This window comes from Bradyrhizobium sp. LCT2 (genome assembly GCF_009931255.1).
Classification (GTDB): domain Bacteria; phylum Pseudomonadota; class Alphaproteobacteria; order Rhizobiales; family Xanthobacteraceae; genus Bradyrhizobium; species Bradyrhizobium diazoefficiens.
In genome coordinates, this window is sequence record NZ_CP034432.1 from 8905448 (window position 1) to 8924071 (window position 18624).

Here is an 18624-nt window from a genome sequence, read left to right on the forward strand (position 1 = left end):
AGGGATGCGCCGGCAGGCTTGTCAATCGCCGCTATGCGCGGGACGCACGCACCTCGGGCGAAGCCGCAACGCGGGGCAGCATCGCCATCAGGGTGCCGGTCATGGTGGCGATCAGCGTGGTCTTGCCCTCGTGCTCGGCAAAGGCCCTGGCCTCGCAGAAGGTCAGCGTGCGGCCGGGCTTGACCACCTCGGCCCTGAAGACGAAGCGCGTGCCGCGGGCGGGTGCGAGCAGCGTGGTCTTGAACTCGACGGTGAGGATATCGGCCTTGTGCGGCATCAGGGTGAAGGCGGCAACGCCGCAGGCATTGTCGAGCCCGGCCGTGATGATGCCGGCATGGATAAATCCGTTCTGCTGCGTGAATTCAGGCGAATGCAGCATCGCCAGCTCGACCTCGCCCGGCCCAAGGCGGACGATCGTGATGCCGAGCGTGCGCATCGCCGGCTGGCCGTCGAACATGGCGATGGCCGCGGCGCGATAGCCCGGGTTTTTCGGCTCGAACGCGGTCATGGCTCAAGCCTCGGCCGGTTCGGCAAGATGCCTCAAAGCGGCGTCGCGGATGGCATCGGTGAACGGCGCGGACCTTCGCAGCTCACGGTCCATATGCACGCCCGTGATCTCGCAGAACGCAGCGATCTCGCCGGTCTCGGCGTTCGTCATGTCGTGCCGGAAGCGGATCGACTTGTCGCGAACCTCGAGCAGGTGGCTGCGGATCTCGACGATGTCGCCGGCCAGCAGCTCACGCTTGTAGGTGATGTTCTGCTGCACGGCGGCCATGCCGCGACCGGAGCTGCGCAAGTAGCTCGGCGTCAGCCCAAGGCGGGCGAACAGATTCCAGTTGGCCTCGTCGAATTTGCCGACATACCACATGATGTTCATGTGGCCGACATGATCGCATTGCCACGGATAGACCGTGCCGCGATAGGTTGCCTCCTGCTCCATCGCAATTTCTCCCTGCGCTTTTCTGCCCCTTGATTGTTGATACGGTAGCGTATCAGGGCCTCGCCGCGTTAGCAATACGGTACCGTATCAAGAACCGGATGGGCTTTCTTCATGAGCGACGGAAAGGGCGATGTCTGGGTCGAGGCGGGATTTACCGAGCTCGCCCGCTCGGGGGTCGAGGGGGTGCGGGTCGAGGTGCTCGCCAAGAACCTCGGCGTCACCAAGGGCGGCTTCTACCGCCGCTTCGCCGACCGCGCCGCGTTGCTCGCGGCCATGCTGGAGCGCTGGCGCGAGGGGCGCACGGCGGCGATCGCGCAGCAGACGAGCCTCGACGGGCAGGCGCCCCGCGAACGGCTGAAGGCGGTGATCCAGCTCTACTCCGAGCGGCTCAACCCGGAAGGCATGGCGATCGAGCTGGCGATCCGGCAATGGGCCCGTTCGGACGAGAACGCCGCGGCGGCGGTGGCGAGCGTGGATGCGGCGCGGCTCAAGCACGTCGCCGAGCTCTATCGCGCGACCGGCCTCGAGGCCGAGGAGGCCGAGGCGCAGGCCTTCCTGTTCTACTGCTTCATCTTCGGCCAGAGCCTGCTGTTCGTCGAGCGCGGCCCGCGCAAGCGATCGCAGCTCGTGGCGAAATCGGCCGAGAAGCTGCTGATCTAAAGCGCGATGCGATCAGGACGAATCGCCATCGCGCTTTAGACCATTGTTTGAGCATGATCTTTCCGGAAAACCGCTGTGTAGTTTTCCGGATCATGCCTCAGCCGAAATGGCCGGAGCCTCGCTCCGGCCATCGCGTCAAGTCGAAGCTCAGGCGGCGCCCTTCAGCTTCTTGTTGCATTCGCTGTAATAGCCGCCGCCCTTCTCGATCCACTTCATGCCGCCATTGCCGTTGGTGGTCTTGTTGGCATTGTACTGGTCGACGCAGGTGTGCAGGCGGGCCTTGCCGGCAGTTTCCTTGGCGTATTTCGGATCGATCGCGTTCGGATAGATCGCGGGACCGGCAGGCAGGCTCGGCGCCGGAGCCGCAGCGGGGGCAGCCTCCTTCTTCGCCTGTTTCGGCTCTGCAGGAGCGGCGGGCGCAGCCGGAGCAGCCGCGGTCGGCGCGGCGGCAGGCGTCGCGTCCGCACCGCACTGGGCCTTGCGGAAGTCATTCCACTTCATGGTGCCGAGCGAGCCGTCCTTCTTGGCCGCCTGATATTTCGCGCTGCACTCCTGCGAGGTCAGCGCCTGTGCCGGCGCGGCGGCCACCAATGCCGCGACACCCGACGCCACGATCGCACACAACAATTTTGCCTGAATGGTCATCCCTAGGTCTCCTCCTTGGTCTTGCCCGACGGAAGTTAAACGAGGATTGCTATCCTAGCGTGCCGGTCGCTTGCGACAAGGATGCGATGACTTTCGCCGCCAAAATATAGTGATCCCGTCACGCAGCTCATTCATGTCGCGTTCAGCAACGCGAGCCGACGTTCCAGCCCTTCGCCATTTTCCCAAGAAGAGTGCAACACCATGACCCTCGCCTCTCGCCTCGCCGCCGTCGCCCTCGCCTCCCTGCTCGCCACCGGCACCGCCTTTGCGCAGACCGCCGCGCCGGCCGCCAAGACCGACACCAAGACCACAACCGCCGCGCCCACGGACAAGAAGGCACCAAAGGAGCACTCGGCCGAGTCGCTCGAATGCTCCAAGCAGGCGGATGCCAAGGGGCTGCATGGCAAGGAGCGCAAGAAATTCCGCTCCGAATGCATCAAGACCGCCAAGGCCGGCTCGGCCGCGCCGGCTGCCGCGGACAAGAAGTAAATCAGTCACCCCCCGGCTTCGGCGAGACGCGTGCGCATTGCGGCATGACCTAGCCGCAATTGTGCGCTTCTCGCTGATTTGCGATAAGGTGGCGTGAAGCAAATCACCGCCTCCCTGCCGTTCGAATGGCCGAGCCGTGCCAAGATCTTGAGCACGGTGGAGACACTCGTCATCGGCACTGCCGGCGGCCTCGTGTTTCTCGTCGCCAATCTCCCCGGCGGGCTGATCTCGGGCTCGATGATCGCGGTCGGTATCGCCGCGATCGCCGGCCGCCAGCTGACGCTGCCGCCGATCCTGACCCAGACCGTGCTGGTGCTGCTCGGCATCTCGCTGGGCTCGGTCGTCTCGCGCCACCTGATCCAGCAAGTCAGCGCCTATCCCCTCACCATCGGCCTGCTCGCACTTGCGACCTTCTGCTCCACCTTCGGCTCGAGCTATTACCTCCAGCGCGTCCATGGCTGGGATCGCACCTCGGCCTTCCTCGCCGGCAGCCCCGGCGCGCTGTCGCAGATCACGATTTTGGCGGTCGAGCGCGGCGCCGACCTGCCGGGCATCGCGGTGGTGCAGACCATGCGCGTCATCATCCTCACCGCCGCGCTGCCGATGGTGCTGGCGCTCGCGGGCGTGGCGCCTTCCGCTGCGCCGTCCCTGACGACGGCCATTGCCTCGCCGCTCGATCTCGTGGAGCTGGTCGCGGCCTCGCTGGCCGCGGCGCTCGTCCTGCGGCTGATCAGGTTTCCGGCGAGCTGGATGTTCGGCGCGATGATCGCCTCCAGCGTGCTGCATGGCGCCGGCTGGGTCGAGGGCGGCCTGCCGAACTGGGTGCGCGGCGTGGCGCTGATCGGCATCGGCGCCCTGATCGGCAGCCGTTTCGCGCGGATGCGAATCAAGACCCTCGCCGGCCACATCAACGCGGCGCTGGGATCATTTGCCGTGGCAATCGCCGTCTCGGCGATCTTCGTCGGCATCGTCGCCCTCACCACGCAGGTGAAGTTCTCGGACGTCGTCGTCGCCTTCGCGCCGGGCGCGATGGACGCCATGCTGGCCCTGGCCCTGACGCTGCACATCGACCCGATCTTCGTCGGCGCCCATCACCTGTCGCGCTTCGTGTTCGTGACGATCGCGACGCCCGGCATCGTGCACCTGTTCGGGCGCACGCAGGACGACGTGGACGATTGAGCGGACGCAGCTCGCGTAGGGTGGGCAAAGCGCTGCGTGCCCACCAACGACTGGCGTGAATGTTGATGAATGGTGGGCACGGCGCGTAAGGAGCGCACCTTTGCCCACCCTACGGCAGCTACGTACGCTTCGCCGTCGCTGCAAATCCCCAGGCGGCGATGGCGGCCATCAGCAGCGAGATCAGCACGTTGTAGCCGGCGAGCGAAAGGCCGAGGAAGCGCCACTGCACCTCGTCGCAGCGCACCACCTTCACGGTGTCGAGCCGCGAGAGCAGATCATTGGCGCTGCCGAGATTGACGACCGGGCCGGAGCAGTCGGTCGGCCCCTTCCAAAACCCCCATTCGACGCCGGAATGGTAAGTGCCGAGCCCGGCATTGGCGAGCGTCGCCAGCGCGAGGATCGCAAGCCCCGCGAGCAGCAGCGGTCGCGGCGCGCCGCTCCTCGCCGCAAGCGCGGTCAGCGCGCCGAGCGGGATCGCGAGATAATAGGCGTAGCGCTGCTCCAGGCAGAGCGGACAAGGCACAATCCCCAGCACGAGCTGGAAGAACCAGGCGCCCGCGATCGTGGCTGCCGCAATCAGCGTGACGAGCAGCGAGGCGATCAGGGCGGGGCTCGTGGCCGCCGGCTTGAATGCAGGTATTGCGGCACTCTGGGTCGTCACGGCAGCCTCTTCCGGTCGGTCGCTTTCCTTAGCCTCTAACCCCGGCCCAAGCGGCTGTCGAGAACAGCCGGGATCACTTTGGCGCGGGTTGACCCCGCTTTGTCCATGGCTATAGTCCGCCGGCTTCGCGACGCCCGCTTTGGGGGCCGACCGAGGGCCCCTGTGGCGGAACTGGTAGACGCGCTCGACTCAAAATCGAGTTCCGCAAGGAGTGCTGGTTCGATTCCGGCCAGGGGCACCAACTAGATTGTTCGTGCTCGTTCGTGAACGTTCGCAGCCGTCCACGCAGCGCTCCAACCCCTTGAAAAGTTAGGACTTCCGCGTACATCGGTGCTCATCACCGTTTGTTCTCGTTCGCTCCCAGCCGCCTGATTTGTTGGTATTTTTGTTGGTATCGAGTTGGTATCGGGAGAACAAACGTTCACGCTGACTTTCGCTATTCCGAATCAAGGAATTGAGCAGATGGCCCGCAAGAACGACGGCGCGCACGCCAACCCAAAGCGGATCAAGACGGACGTCGACTGCCGCGCCGCCCGACCGAAATTTTGCCGGGGCACCTGGAGCCCGGTCAAGATTTCCGACGTGACCGGCGGCGGCCTCTATCTCTTCGTCACACCGGACGTGAGCAGGCCCGGCAACTCTGCTTCCAAACTCTGGCGGATGGGCTATCGCTTCCACGGCCGTCAGAAAACCTACTCCATCGGTCCTTACGGCAATGGTAGCGATGGCACGTTCTCGCTTGCCGACGCGCGGCGCGAGCGCGACAAGGCCAAAGATCAGCTCAAGGAAGACAAGGACCCGAGCACCGAGAAGCAATTGGCCAAGCACAGGCAGGCGGCGACCCGGTCTTTCGGGCAATGGGCCGACGAGTGGCTTGCCAAGAAGAAGGTGGAGAAAGTCAAACGCGGCAGGATCGTCGCGGTGCGCGCCCCCAAGACCATCGAGGTGCTTGAGCTCCGCGTCGGCTACGTCAAGGATCGCTTCGGCAAGCTGCACAGGCAGGACATCAAGCGTCCGGACGTGCTCGCATTCATGCGTTCATACGAAGCCGAGGGAAAGCTCGAAACCCGCGATCGCGTGCGCAGTATCGGTGAGCAAATTTTCGACTATGCCGATGTCGAAGGCGACGGCTACAATCCATTTCGCAACCTGAATGGGCAGATGATTGCCAACATTTCGACGCCGCGTCCCGGCGTCACCGAACCACGCGACGTGACGCGCGTCTTCAAACTCATCAGCGCACCGTGGACGAGAGCGAAGTTTAGTGACGTTGTTGGCCTTGCCTTGCGCTTCGATGCACTGACCATTCCCCGCCCCGGCATGGTCAATGAAATGGAGTGGAGCGAGGTCGATTGGGACGCCGAACGCTGGACTATTCCAGCCGTCAAGATGAAGACCGGTTGGGACCATGTCGTGCCTTTGTCACGGCAGGCACTCGCAATCCTCCGCAGCGTTCAGAAACTGACCGGCCATCGCCGGTACGCGTTCTCCTGCTCGAAGGATGCCCCGCTATCGAACAACACGCTCAACAAACGCTTGCGGCTGCTTGGCATTGACACCAAGACTGATCATTGCGCCCACGGATTCCGGACCACCTTCTCGACCCTGTCTCACCACGAAGAGATCAAGGATGCCAAGGCTTGGGATGGCGATGTCGTCGAGCTGCAGCTCGCGCATCTCGATAACTCTACCGTGGAAGGTCTCTACAAGAAGCACGGACCGCTCGCACTGATCGGCTCGCGTACGAAGCTGATGCAGCATTGGGCTGATCGGATCGACCACTGGCTCGATCCCAAGAAGGTAATGCCGATCAAGGGAGGCGCGCAGGGTTGAGTCACACCTATCATCAGTTGGATAAGTTGCCCAAATTCAATCCGTGGCAAGCTGATGTCGGCGAGAAATGGTCCGCGAGTAGGTTCAAATTCTGGACACGCAACACCCGATTATTGCGATTGGTCGAACAGGAAATCCCCCAGCTTGTTGCATGAAAGATTCTCTGCCGGGGGCGAATGCAAAAGAATGTCAGCAACAGCGGCGACCGGAATCGTGGTCGCCGCCCGGTGTCCATCGTATGCTCAGTGTCCAGCATCGGCGCCCGCCTGGCGAAAACGCGCGACAGAGGGTATTACGGCCCTCAATCACCATGTCTGGCCACGATCGGACGAAGGTTGAATTCCGCGCCTCGACGTCGCCTCTACGGGCCATTCGACTTCTGCCGCGATCGCATCGGATGCATTCCGGGGAACGCAGTCTGGCACATCGTCAGCAATATGAGCGCCCTCGGGCGTCAACGCTCCGCAAGTCTCGACAAACGTTTCTGCTTGGCGAAGTTTTGGCCAGGTCGCCACTGCCATGATCAAGCGCAGGACATCGTCCTCGCCAAGTCGGATGCCCGAGACGAACCGCCAGAAGGAATCTGCCAGCCTCGCTCAGGCGGCGCGCCACGCGTTTACCTCTCGCGGGATCAAAGTCAAGGGCATCGACTGCCGCGAGAACATCGGTAAGTTTTGCCAATTCTCGGTTTCCTTTTTCGAAAGTGTCGACCAGGTGGGTGTGAAATAAGCCGCTCGCAGCGGCATCACGACTCAATGGCCGGAAAAAGGGCGACGCCGGTCAAGCCGGCGCGCCAGTTTGCACGTTACGTCTGGATCAGCATTCCTACAACTCTATACGGTCCGAGTTCAGGGTAGGGACGCACGTCGACAAAGAGATTGGCGGTCAGCTCAGAAACTTCACGGCGAGACGGCGCTCATCACGCCATACAACCGAGCAATCAATATCTAAGCCAGCACCTGGAACGCGCAGGCCGAAAGCCGCGGGCACGAAAGGCGCGCTATCGATTTGGACGATCGCAGAGGAATCCGTGAGGTGGCGGACCTTGCACCGCACAGGACTGCCGTCGACCAATATCTGCGCAGCATAGACACTACGTCGCCGCCCGTTCGCCACGTCTCGCTGCCCCCCGCTCTAGCGCGCGGGAGGTATTAATCTGCGATTCCAGTCTCAAATGAGGCTAGAACATGGTTTCATTGCTAGGCCGCGAGCTTTTTCTTCAGCGAGGCCAACACTCGCCAGAGCGGCATCCTGCAGCGCCACGGCCTGCGCTCGCCGGCTTTGCCATCACCCCAACCGTTCGTGGCAGCACTCTCGCGCGAGGTCAGTGCGCGCTCACGTTCTTAACGGACGACTAAGGGAAAACGCTGGAGACGCGATTGCCTGTATCAGGTTCGACAAGGCGCGGCACGGCAGAGATCAAGCGCCTGGTGTAGTCTGCGCGTGGATTGACAAATATCTGCTCTGTCTCGCCGCTTTCGACAACACGACCATTGCGCATGACCATCACGCGGTCGCTGAGATGACGCACGACCCCAAGATCATGCGAGATGAAGAGATAGCTCATGCCAAGCTGGGCTTTCAGGTCGCTGAGGAGATCCAGAATTTGCGCCTGAATTGACACGTCGAGGGCAGACACTGGTTCGTCACAGACGATCACCGACGGCCCTGGGGCAATCGCGCGCGCGATGGCGACCCGCTGACGTTGCCCCCCAGAGAGCTCGAGCGGGCGGCGCCCCAAGAAGACAGGCGCTAACCCGACCAGATCCAGCAGCTTAATCACGCGCCTGCGCCGCTCCTGCTTCGGTCCGATGTCCCGGGAAAGGCTGTCGGATATGATGCGCTCAACCGTCCAGCGAGGATCAAACGAGCTCAAAGGATCCTGGTAGATGATCGAGATGGAACGGCGCCTCGCCCTGCGCTCGCGCTCCCTGAGCGCGGTCCAGGGCTGCCCATCAAACTGAACAGCTCCCTCATCTGGCAGGTCCAGGGCCAGCACCATCCGAGCGGTTGTGGACTTGCCTGATCCGGACTCACCGACAATGCCCAATGTCTCACCAGATCGCAGCTCGAAGGATACGTCGTTAACGACGGTTCGCAAGATGCCGTCCGGACCCTTGAAGCGCTTCACGAGGTTAGTCGCGCCGAGCACAACTCGACTTGCATCGGCGGAGGGCAGCTGCGGCGGCTTTGGCGCCGAGATCGACAGCCGGGTTGCCGGCGTTCGAGACAGGCGCGAGCCGCGCGGACGGTTCGACGGCACTGCGTCGAGGAGCTGGCGAGTATAGGGGTGTTGCGGATCATGGAAAACGTGGTCTGCCGATCCACGCTCGACAACTTCGCCCTCGCGCATGACCATGACGTCGTCCGCAAGGCGCAAGGCCACCGCAAGGTCATGGCTGATCAGGATAAGGGCCTTGCCGCGCGCCTTGGCCCCCCCAAGCAGTGCCAGCACCTGAGCTTGCACGGTCACGTCCAGGGCGGTAGTTGGCTCGTCCGCGATCAGGAGGCGTGGATCGAGCGCAAGTGCCGCAGCGATGAGCGCGCGCTGGCGCTGGCCACCGGATAATTGATGCGGGAGTTGCCGGGCTTTGATCTCGGGATCAGGAACACCGACGAGTTTGAGGAGCTCAAGCACACGCTCATCGAGCTCCTCGCGGGAAGTGACCGCACGATGAAGAAGCAATCCCTCCCCAATCTCTTTGCCGACCTCCCGGAGCGGATCAAGGGAGACCAGTGCATCCTGTAGAACGAAGCCGATTTCCTTGCCACGGATCCGCCGCCAGGCGCGATCGTCGAGTGATGCCAGGTCCATCCCGGCAAAGCTCAGTTGGCGCGCATGGACATGCGCGCGCCGGCCGGCAAGCCCCACGAGAGCGCGAGAGGTCACGCTCTTGCCTGAGCCGGACTCGCCGACAATGGCGAGGCACCGCCCCGGCCGAAGTGAGAAGGACACGCCGCGCACAGCTGTGCCCTCAGGAACATTGCGCCCGAACGAGACCCGCAGCGAATCGACGTTGAGGAGGTCTGTCTGCTGGGAGACAAGCTTCGGAGCAACGTGCAGCATGTCAGGCCTTTCCTTCCAGACGATCTTGAAAATAGCTTCCGAGAATAGTGACGCTGAGGGCAAATACCACGACGGCTAAGCCCGGCATGATCTCCAGCCACCACGCATAGATCACATAGTTGCGTCCGGCGTTGAGCAGCGCGCCCCATTCAGGCGCCGGTGGAGCAACGCCAAGGCCGAGAAATGCAAGGCCCGAGGCCCAGATAATGGCTTGGCCAACGCCCAGCGTCATCATCACCATTAGTGGGCTCATTGCGTTTGGAAGAATGTGCTTCAAAACAATACGCGGATAAGGATGCCCGATCGCCTTGGCCGCCTCCACATAGGCCGCTCCTTTGACGGCAAGGATCTGGCCCCTGATCATGCGCCCATAACCCGGCGCCGTGCCGATTCCGACCGCTATGATTTCGGTCGAGAGCGATGGCCCCAAGACGCTGACGAAGAGAAGCGCGAGGAACAGCGTGGGAAGTGCGAAGAGCACGTCCAGGAGACGACTGAGAATGTTGTCGAGCGCGCCCCCTGCGAGTCCGGCCGTAACCCCGAGGATCAATGCAATAGACATGCTTAAGCCGGTTGCCCCAAAGCCGATGGCCAGGGACTGACCTGCTCCCTCCACAATCCGGGAGTAGAGATCACGGCCGGATTGGTCTGTCCCTAGCCAGTGCGCGACCGAAGGGGCTCGCAGCGAGGCGGCTAAATCTATCGCCAGCGGATCATGTGTCTGCAGCAGTTTAGGCGCGATCGCCGCGATGATAAAGAACGCCGCTGTAATGGCAGCACCGTAGACCCGTGCGGGAATAGTGCGGGCGGTCGCCCGCCCTCCGCCGAACAGCGAAGACAGGGTGGCTTCGGCAAACGTGCTCATGTCAGTTTGATCCTCGGATCAACCAGCCGGTAGGTGAGATCGACGACCAAGCTGGCAACGACGAACAGACCGGCGGAAATCAAAACCGCCCCTGAGACCACTGGTACGTCTCGTGAAGACGTTGCGGCGACAAGGACGCCGCCGAGCCCCTGGCGCGCAAAAACCGCCTCGATCAAGATTGCTCCAGATAGCAGCTTGCCAAGCGCCCACCCCGACAACGTGATGCCAGGCAAAGCCGCATGACGCAGGACATGGCGGAATCTGACGCCAAGATCTCCCATGCCTCGTGCTCGCGCCGACGTTACGAACGGTTGGTCGAGCACACGCGTGAACTCATGCAGGACCACCTGCCCGAAAAAGCCTGACAACTCCAAAGCCAGTGCGAGCGTTGGAAGAACGAGGCCCATGGCGGAGTTGCCCCCAACAACCGGAAAAACGCGCAATTGGACTGCGAAGACGACGAGTAGGATGGTCGCCAGCCAGTAAGGCGGCAAGGTTGCTAAAAAAACTTGCATCCCACTGAGCAGCTTAGCCCCGATATTGTCTCTACCGGCAGCAAACAAGGTGGTTAGGATGGCGATAACCCATGCAGCCACGAGTGCTGCGATCGCCAGCACGATTGTAGGGCCAATCTGTTCTGCGATGATCTCGAGCACCGGCCGATGCTGCTGGTAGGATTGACCGAGATCTCCATGCAGAATGCCCCAGATGTACTTCGCGTACTGGATAGCAAGCGGCTGATCAAAGCCGTATTTCGCATTGATCGCTGCAAGCTCCGCGGCGGGCGCCTCTCCGACATTGCCACTCCTCACACTGAAGATGATCTGCCCCCGATCGCCCGGCAGCAGGCACTGAATGAGGAAAGTGAAGCTCGCCGCAGCCCACACGACAACGGCACCGGACAGGAACCGCCGCACCAACCAAACAGCTGGACTGTGGGCTGCAAGGTTCACGAATGTCATTTCTTGTCAGTGAAGTGGGCGTCATAGAAGACCGGCTCGCCGACCGAGCCGCGGTCCAACCAGACGTCTTTAAGATTGCTCGCAGTGGCGACAGTGACGTCCAGAACCGTAAACCCAATCACAGGCGCTTGATCTATGATTTTGCGCTCGGCCTGTTGATAGAGGGCGGTGCGCGACGCATCATCGAAGCTTTGTTCCGCCTTCTGAATGACATCCCACAACGCCTGGTCCTGATAGCGAGATGGATTAAAGCCGTTGCGCTGGCCATCCTGGTCCGGCTTCCATGAAATGCGAAAGATCTCAGCACCCGGCGCAACCCAATACAAGAGCACGATCTCGTAATCGTTGAGCCCGAGATTCTTCCCGGCAAAGAAATCCGCTTGATTTGTCGGCTGAAGGCGCACGTCAAATCCAGCCGCCTTTGCCAGGCTCTGCAGTACCTGCAGAGCCTGCTCGCCATCGGGCTTTAGAAAGGCGCTCGAGTAAGAAATCCGTATGAGAAGTGGCTTACCGTTCTTGACGCGAACGCCGCCCTTGTTGCGCTCGGTCCAACCAGCCCGGTCCAGGAGCCGATTGGCTTTGCCAACATCGTACGCATAGGATTGCCCAAACTCGCTGATATATTCCGGCGAGCTCTGGCTGAGCGCGCCATTGCCTTCAAATGGCAAAGAGCCCAGAAAGGACGATTCAATGGCAGCCTTTCGATCGGTCGAATATGCGAATGCCTGGCGGACAAGCACGTCGTCAAACGGCGGCCGTGCAGCAAAAAGCGCGAGGCGCAACGGGGTACCGCCGGTAATGTGCCGCAACACGTTGAAGCGGGAGTTGGCGTCCTTCCACGCGACAGCCGGAATGTCATACGCGGCATCGGTCTCATCCGTGAGCAGTGAGCCGTATCGGACCGTCTGATCGGCAAGGAACTTCCAGTCGATACCATCAACATAAGCCGGGCCCTGGTGCTTTGCGGTGGCCGGCGCCGAATTGTAGTTGGGGTTGCGGCGGAATATGACCTCTCGCCCGTGAGACCACTTCTCAACGATGAACGGCCCCGATCCGACAGGGCTTTCGCAATTCGCAGCAAGGCCCCGCTTGAGTGCGGTTGGCGACAAGATGCCCTGGGACGATTGGGCGAGGACATTGAGCAGCGGCTCAAACGGTGTTTTGAGCGTTATGCGCAAGCTCAGGGGTGCAATAGCAGTTGCCGATTCAAAGCTATCGCTGAGGTAAGGAGCAGCGGTGGGATTTCGAAGATCCGGGTTAGTGCTGAGCCATCCGTTGATATTATCAGCAATGGCCTGCGCATCGAGGGCTGTGCCGTCCGTAAATTTCACATTTGGCTTGATCTCGAACGTATAGACCTTCCTGTCCTCCGAAGTTGCCCAGGATGTTGCAAGCCAGGGGAGTATTTTTCCGTCATTGCTGCGTGCACCAGATTGTCGCTAAACTGCCGCTGAAGGTACCATTGCTGTACCCAGCCCCCGTACAGGCAAGGAGGCTCTTGGAAGTGGCCGTATCGAATGATGCCTCCGTGCTTCGGATTGTCGGATGAAGCGTTTCCTGCAGAGGCGCCAGGCGGTACAGCAGTCAGCGACAGGCTTGCAACCGATAACAGAACGGGCATCGCCTTTCGCATTCTGTGACCTGTCGGTCGAAGGCTAGACAGTTCCAGCGAGGGTTCGTCCGATCGAGACATATCAAGCTCCACATTGTTTGGTGTAAGACCGCGGCATCAGCCGATCAGACAGTTGCATGCTGTTCTGCAGGCTCGGCTGCGGGGATGCCAAAATGTTCGCGCAGCGTCTCGCCGCGATATTCGGTCCGGAACAACCCTCGCCGCTGCAAGATCGGAACGACATGGTCGACAAAGGCCGGAGTGCCATCTTCGAGCACGTCCGGAATGATGTTGAAGCCATCAACCGCCCCTGCGCGAAACCACTCTCCGATCGAACTGGCAATCTGCTCGGGAGTGCCCACCAGCAGGCGATGGCCAAAGGCTTGAACACTGCCGATGATTTCGCGAACCGTGCGGCCTTGCCGTGCCAAGGTCTCGATCGTGCGGTGATGACCGACCGAGAACGCAACATGATGTGGATCGGGCAATAGCTCCTCCGGAATGGGCCTGTCCAGGCTGAGCTTTTCGATAGGCACCTCAATGCTTCGCGCCAGAGCAGTCAGGGCCCGCTCCAGATCAAGCAATTCGTCGACATCTTGTTTGCGACGCTGCGCCTCCTGTTCGGTGCCTCCGATGAAGGTGACGAGCCCAGGAAGGATCAGTGGAGCCAAGCGCCGGCCCAAGTGCTGCGAGAGGGAGCGCAGGCGCCCCGCTTCACGCTGTGCCGTCGCGAGATCGCCAGCGGCGGAGAACACAACGTCGGCGCTGCGAGCGGCAAGGCGCAAGCCAGGATCGGACCCTCCGGCCTGCACGATGATTGGGTGACCTTGTCGTGAGCCAGGGTGAGTGAGCGGCCCGCGGAGAGCGAACGGATTTTTCTTTTCATCAAGTAGCCGGAACTGAGCCGGATTGGCATACACTCCGGATTTCTGGTCAGCGATGATCGTTCCCTCGCCCCAGCTCAGCCAGAGGGCGCGGACGGTTTCGACGAAGACTTCCGCGCGGCTGTAGCGCTCCTCGCGGCCGAGCTGGCGGCCACCGAAGTTCGCCACCGTTGCAGGGCTAGAGGTTGTGACGGCATTCCAGCCGGCCCGTCCGCCGCTGATGACATCGAGCGACTGGAAACGCCGCGCCAGATTGTAGGGATCGTTATAGGTCGTCGATGCAGTTGCGATCAGTCCGATATGTTTCGTCTCGCGCGCGATCGTGGCGAGGACGAGCGTCGGCTCCAGCCCATTGAGCGGCGGTTGACGAGTAATGTCAGAGGGTATCGCGGGCGTGTCCGCGAGAAATACAGCATTCAGCAGGCCAGTCTCGGCGACTTTCGCGGCCCGAACATAGTGCTCGATGTCGAAGAAAGCGCTTGGATTGGTTCCTGGCCGCCTCCAGGACGCGGAGTGACCGCCCGCGCCGTGTAGATTAAGGCCAATATGCAGCGTACGGGTCATAGAAGATTGATTCTCTCGGGACCGTGAATTCAAAGGCAGCTAATTGCGGCCGCAACACTGTGCGGCCGAATCGGGCGCGGCGCTGCACAGCAGCTATGATGCGTGGAAACTGACTTGGAACGACGCTCGCGACAGCTGTGAGCGGCGGTGAAACACGAATACAGCGCAACTAGCGTCAGCAGCCCGACCCCTTCTCTGCGTTGCGACTTCATTGCGAACAAGCCACGATGAGTGCCTTCTCTCGAAAATTCCACGGCCGACGCTCTGCCGTAGGTGATGGCAAAGCTAGCTGCGCGGCACACGAACGCAATAGTTGCGTATTTCAAAGTAATCGCGCGACTTGGTATTGCCTTCTACGACGATCCCTTCACGTGCCCCTCTGCGCAGGATTTGCGCAGAGTTCTTTGCAGTCGCGCAGAAATTCGTTAATGGCTGGATCCGATGCTCACCCGCGGTTAAGCGTCACTTGCGTACGGATTGGCCTGCGTTGCATAGCGAACCGGATGTGATTCCCGTCTGGCCTGCGAGCGCTGGTCTCGGAGGGTGCGATGGCACTCTTGCGTCCGGAAATGGACGCGCGCTCCGTAGGATTAGCCCAAGGCGCTGCAGCGTCCTTTGCCCGATGATGCGGTGAAGATCGTCATGCGTGCGAAGCCAAGGAAGACAAGATCGCAGCCTCGTCGGCGAGACATTGGGTCTGTTTCCAACTTCAACAGTGGCAAGCCAGCCCAGGACGACTGTCTCGGCCTTTGTGAAATTGGCCATCATGATCGTCTCTCCATAGTTAGCGAGACGCCCAAGAGCACTGCATATGCCGGCTTGATGGAAAGCAGACAGACAGCCATCCAAACCGAATGTTTCAAGCGTAACGGCCAGGACCTCCCACTTGACGAGATATTGAAGTTGCAGGTGGTAAAGTTGGGTTCGCGTCAGGCGCCCCTGCACGTGCCGAAAGGACAATCCTACAAATCGGGTGCCAACAGCTCACAACGTCTTCGGGCTTGGCAATCCATCCATTGGATTCCTAGGCTGCAACTTTTTCCAAAAAGCCTCCAATTACGCGGCGCAGTTCGGCGGTACGAAGAGCCACATCGGATGACGCAGTCTTGGCATCTACGGCTGCTTGGCTCGTACGATCGGCGACAGCCGCGACGGTGGACAGATTCGACTCCAGATCATGTGTGTCAGGCAGCCGCCATGTTCTATCGAATTGCTGACGCGCATAGTCGTAGCGTCGAATCGATGAACGGCCGCAGCAATGTTGGCAGCCACCTTGTTGACGACCACTACGAGGATCGCGATCTCTGATTTCAAGCAACGGTTCTCGCAGATCGAGCTGGCGGCGGTTGAACGATCACGAACACGCTTGGCAACGCACTTTGCAACGGCGTTCTCGATGTCCTAATCGTCACTGGGAGCCGACCACTACTCGACATTAACGCGTTGCCACTGTGGAGCGAGCGTGTTCTGGCTGTCTTACCGCATGATCATTTCGCGGCGCGGGACACTGTCTACTGGACTGATCTGCGGGACGAGACGGTGTTTCTGAGTCATTACGATCCGGGAAAAGATTTTTTCTAATCTCCAAGCTCGGTATCGCCTGAAAACCGTCCCAAAATTCGAGCACCACGACGTCAGCCGCGACATCATCAAGAGCCTAATCAGCATGAATACAGGAATCAGCTTGGTGCTCGAATCCGACATTAACTATGGGGGCCTCGTCTACCGCGAGCTGCGCGACGGCGGCGGTCCGAGCCGCTTCGACTTTTCGGCTTATTGGCGGCCCGACAATGATAACCCAGCGTTGGCCGCCTTCTTGAAGCTGCTCTCCGAGCGCTACCCCTCGCCTCCCCTCGGGCGTTGACGCTCCCGTCGGGCCTTCCTAAAGCTCCTGTCCGCCGCCATGAACCGCGCCAGCATGGGCGCGATCAGTTTTGCCGGATCCTGGGGCGGCCGCCCCGTTTCCTGAGCCAGGATTTCGGCGTAGGCGACAAGGTCCCGGTGGACGCTCGCGGGCAATTCGTGCGTCACCTTGGTCGGCTTATCGTCCTCGATCGCTCCGAGCTTCAGCTTGGCCATTGTCCTCACCCTCTGTACGGTTCGAGCACCAGATCGCGGTTGACGATGACCCTCACCGGAAATCCCGGGCGGATCGTCAATGTCGGCTGGATGTTGAGATTGCGGCGGACCAGCTGCTGGCCAGTTTGATTCGCGGAATCCCCCGCCCCGCGCCGGAGCGCAGCAATGAGGTCGCTATTCGTGCTACCCGTATCCGCTCCGGAATTCACCTCGGTGCCGACGGCGAGCAGGGTTGAAAGCGCGGCGGCGCCCAAGAGCTCTTTCCAGTGATTGTCGACCTCGTCTTCGAGGCCTGAGTACCCCGCTGCGTCCGCCCCGGGCTGGCGCTCCAGCACGATCGAACGCCCATTCGGCATGATGAGCCGGGACCAAACCAGCAGCACGCGCGACTGGCCAAAGGCGACCTGGCTGTCGTACGTGCCGATGAGTCTTGCTCCCTGGGGGATAAGGCGGGCTCGGCCGGTAGGGGAATCGTAGACCGCTTCTGTTACTTGCGCCGTGATTTGCCCCGGCAGATCGGACCGAATACCCGTGATGAGAGCAGCCGGAATAACGGTCCCGGCTTGCACCACGAATGGAGAAGCTGGCCTCGTCAGTCGATCTGGGCTGGTGGTGCGGCGATCGACGGATGCACTTACGAAAGCAAGTTTCCGGTCCTGTCCATTCTGCGCGAACGCTTCATCGGACGATGTCGCGGCATTCGAAGGAGTTTCATTGGGCGCCGTCACAGCGGCCGACGGACGGACGTTGGTGCTGGCAAACACCTTACTGGTGCGTGCCGCTTCGCTCTCCTGGTTGACGCGCTGCTGTTCGGGATCAACCCCGAGCGGGCTCGAAGTCGACGACCCTTGGGCGGCGACGATCGGCCGGCCGAGATCGCCTGGCAAAGGAGGCCCGAGACGAGGCACGTTTTTCGGGATCTCGGTGTAGTCCTTGGGCAGGGTTGCAAGCTGATCGGCGACACTGTGGTGATCGGTCGCGTAGAGCCCTTCCGACGCCGGAGTGCGCGATCGCTTCTCCTGCAGAGCCCAGAACACCGCGCCAGAGATGAGCACGAGCACAAGGGCGCCACCACCCGCAAGCACCTTGCGCGACAGGCGCGCCACCTGCTGACGGTCCGGCCGGAGCCGCAGGGTTTCGGCGATCTCGCCCGGCGGCTTAACGCGAGGTGCATCGTTGGGCGTGTCATTTGCGTGGCTAGTATCGCTCACTGCGGCCTCCCGTCGGTCCGCACGATCCTGACCTTCTGATGGTGCTCCTCGCCCAACCTCAGTTCCGCGGCCGCGAACAGCCGGTCCACGATCAGTAGGTTGCCGTAGGCGCGGTAGTTGACGAGCTCGGTCTTGCCGTCAGGCCCGATCACGAACAGCGGCGGCATCTCGCCCTGCCCGATCCCCGGCGAAAACTCGACATAGACCTTGCGGCCATCGTCGTAGGCGTTGACCGGACGCCAGGGCGGGCTGTCGCCCTCGATGGCGTAGCGATAGCGGCGCGCTGCTAGATCCGGGATGAAGGGCGTCGGCGACAGAGCCCGATGACGCGCGCCTCCATCCTCCGGATAGAACCACGCAACCGAAGCCATATAGGGCTTTTCGCGGGAGCGGAGCTCGACCAGGTAAGTGCGCCGGTTGGTGTTGATGACGAGATTCGTCTCAATCGAGGGGCGTGTCGGCTTGACCATGATGTGGACACGACGCGTGTCACCGTTCCCGCTCTCGGTATCGCCGACAACCCACCGCACCGTATCACCAGCTGCAACCGGCCCCGAGCCGATCAGCTGCTCCCCGGGCTCGAGCGCAATGTCCGTAATTCGACCCGGCGCGGCATAGATCTGATAGAGGGCGCCCGGGCTATAGGAAAACACCTGCACTGCATTGAAGTAGCCGGCTTTGCGCGGCTGCACCCGTGCGGCATCATTTGCCGTTTCGATGCGCTCGATGGGCTCCTTGGCTTCCGCGCTCTTGCCGCCGCGTGCAGCCTTCCAGCTAGGTGGCACATGCAGCGGCCGTGGACGATCATCGGCAGGCGCCGGCAAATCGGGCGGCGGCGGAAGCTCGCTATCATAGCTGATTTGCGGCGGCTTGAACGTGGAGCAGCCGCTAAGAGTGGAGACACAGATTAGAAGAGCCAGAGGCAAGCGCGGCCGCACTTTCCGTGACGCAAGAAGAACATGTGACGGCATGG

19 protein-coding genes and 1 tRNA gene are annotated in these 18624 nt (G+C 61.5%); 7 read left to right on the forward strand and 13 right to left on the reverse strand.

Translation table 11 applies throughout. The annotated features are described in order from the left end of the window. Positions 1–31: 31 nt before the first annotated feature. Together EI171_RS42050 and EI171_RS42055 are read right to left on the reverse strand one after the other, a co-directional pair. Positions 32–508 (reverse strand): PaaI family thioesterase, encoded by a 477-nt coding sequence (locus tag EI171_RS42050; RefSeq protein WP_161536659.1) that lies wholly within the window; start codon positions 506–508, stop codon positions 32–34. A gap of 3 nt (positions 509–511) precedes the next feature. Continuing rightward, positions 512–940: a thioesterase family protein gene (locus EI171_RS42055; protein WP_028173570.1), complete on the reverse strand. Its 429-nt coding sequence runs from the start codon at positions 938–940 to the stop codon at positions 512–514. A gap of 111 nt (positions 941–1051) precedes the next feature. On the opposite strand from EI171_RS42055, the gene EI171_RS42060 reads away from it, so the two are divergent. After that, positions 1052–1600 carry a TetR/AcrR family transcriptional regulator gene (locus EI171_RS42060; RefSeq protein ID WP_011084162.1) on the forward strand — a complete coding sequence of 183 codons (549 nt, stop codon included), beginning with the start codon at positions 1052–1054 and terminating at the stop codon, positions 1598–1600. Between the two features lie 147 nt (positions 1601–1747). Here the strand turns inward: EI171_RS42060 and EI171_RS42065 are convergent, their stop codons facing one another. Further along, the gene (locus EI171_RS42065) at positions 1748–2245 is read right to left on the reverse strand and encodes a hypothetical protein (RefSeq protein WP_011084161.1); all 498 of its coding nucleotides are present in this window, start codon (positions 2243–2245) and stop codon (positions 1748–1750) included. 201 nt (positions 2246–2446) lie between these two features. Between EI171_RS42065 and EI171_RS42070 the strand changes: the two genes are divergently transcribed. Further along, the gene (locus tag EI171_RS42070) at positions 2447–2734 is read left to right on the forward strand and encodes a PsiF family protein (protein ID WP_028173573.1); all 288 of its coding nucleotides are present in this window, start codon (positions 2447–2449) and stop codon (positions 2732–2734) included. A gap of 93 nt (positions 2735–2827) precedes the next feature. After that, on the forward strand, positions 2828–3913 hold the full coding sequence (locus tag EI171_RS42075; RefSeq protein ID WP_028173574.1) for an AbrB family transcriptional regulator: 1086 nt from the start codon (positions 2828–2830) through the stop codon (positions 3911–3913). Between the two features lie 118 nt (positions 3914–4031). Here EI171_RS42075 and EI171_RS42080 read toward each other — a convergent pair whose 3' ends face one another. Next, positions 4032–4574, reverse strand: coding sequence for a disulfide bond formation protein B (locus EI171_RS42080; RefSeq protein ID WP_011084158.1), 543 nt, complete (start codon positions 4572–4574; stop codon positions 4032–4034). Positions 4575–4730: 156 nt separating this feature from the next. Here EI171_RS42080 and EI171_RS42085 point away from each other — a divergent pair. From EI171_RS42085 to EI171_RS42095, 3 genes are all read left to right on the forward strand, one after another. After that, positions 4731–4815 (forward strand) — tRNA-Leu (locus tag EI171_RS42085). 221 nt (positions 4816–5036) lie between these two features. Then, positions 5037–6407, forward strand: coding sequence for an integrase arm-type DNA-binding domain-containing protein (locus tag EI171_RS42090; RefSeq protein WP_161536660.1), 1371 nt, complete (start codon positions 5037–5039; stop codon positions 6405–6407). Positions 6408–6926: 519 nt separating this feature from the next. Further along, positions 6927–7136, forward strand: coding sequence for a hypothetical protein (locus tag EI171_RS42095; protein WP_161536661.1), 210 nt, complete (start codon positions 6927–6929; stop codon positions 7134–7136). 625 nt (positions 7137–7761) lie between these two features. On the opposite strand, the gene EI171_RS42100 is transcribed toward EI171_RS42095, so the two are convergent. The 6 genes from EI171_RS42100 to EI171_RS45180 form a co-directional block, all read right to left on the reverse strand. Then, entirely contained in the window at positions 7762–9474 is a 1713-nt protein-coding gene (locus tag EI171_RS42100) for an ABC transporter ATP-binding protein (protein ID WP_161536662.1), read from the reverse strand. Between the two features lies 1 nt (position 9475). Then, positions 9476–10339: an ABC transporter permease gene (locus EI171_RS42105; RefSeq protein ID WP_161536663.1), complete on the reverse strand. Its 864-nt coding sequence runs from the start codon at positions 10337–10339 to the stop codon at positions 9476–9478. Continuing rightward, positions 10336–11301 carry an ABC transporter permease gene (locus tag EI171_RS42110; protein ID WP_161536664.1) on the reverse strand — a complete coding sequence of 322 codons (966 nt, stop codon included), beginning with the start codon at positions 11299–11301 and terminating at the stop codon, positions 10336–10338. Before EI171_RS42110 ends, EI171_RS42105 begins: the two co-directional genes overlap by 4 nt. Continuing rightward, positions 11298–12707 (reverse strand): ABC transporter substrate-binding protein, encoded by a 1410-nt coding sequence (locus tag EI171_RS42115; protein ID WP_246740662.1) that lies wholly within the window; start codon positions 12705–12707, stop codon positions 11298–11300. The genes EI171_RS42110 and EI171_RS42115 overlap by 4 nt, the downstream gene beginning before the upstream one ends. A 331-nt stretch (positions 12708–13038) precedes the next feature. Continuing rightward, positions 13039–14361: an NtaA/DmoA family FMN-dependent monooxygenase gene (locus tag EI171_RS42120; RefSeq protein ID WP_161536665.1), complete on the reverse strand. Its 1323-nt coding sequence runs from the start codon at positions 14359–14361 to the stop codon at positions 13039–13041. Positions 14362–15385: 1024 nt separating this feature from the next. Next, entirely contained in the window at positions 15386–15679 is a 294-nt protein-coding gene (locus tag EI171_RS45180; RefSeq protein WP_202633236.1) for a hypothetical protein, read from the reverse strand. Positions 15680–15765: 86 nt separating this feature from the next. On the opposite strand from EI171_RS45180, the gene EI171_RS46290 reads away from it, so the two are divergent. Then, positions 15766–15942 carry a hypothetical protein gene (locus tag EI171_RS46290; protein ID WP_246740663.1) on the forward strand — a complete coding sequence of 59 codons (177 nt, stop codon included), beginning with the start codon at positions 15766–15768 and terminating at the stop codon, positions 15940–15942. A gap of 255 nt (positions 15943–16197) precedes the next feature. Here EI171_RS46290 and EI171_RS42130 read toward each other — a convergent pair whose 3' ends face one another. Genes EI171_RS42130 through trbG form a run of 3 tightly spaced genes read right to left on the reverse strand, consistent with a single transcriptional unit; the run spans position 16198 to position 18622 of the window. Continuing rightward, entirely contained in the window at positions 16198–16440 is a 243-nt protein-coding gene (locus EI171_RS42130) for a DUF2274 domain-containing protein (protein WP_097669065.1), read from the reverse strand. A 5-nt stretch (positions 16441–16445) separates the two neighbouring features. Beyond that, positions 16446–17651, reverse strand: a complete 1206-nt coding sequence (locus EI171_RS42135) for a TrbI/VirB10 family protein (RefSeq protein ID WP_097669064.1) — start codon at positions 17649–17651, stop codon at positions 16446–16448. Beyond that, positions 17648–18622: a P-type conjugative transfer protein TrbG gene (trbG, locus tag EI171_RS42140; protein WP_161536666.1), complete on the reverse strand. Its 975-nt coding sequence runs from the start codon at positions 18620–18622 to the stop codon at positions 17648–17650. The genes EI171_RS42135 and trbG overlap by 4 nt, the downstream gene beginning before the upstream one ends. Positions 18623–18624 lie beyond the last annotated feature (2 nt).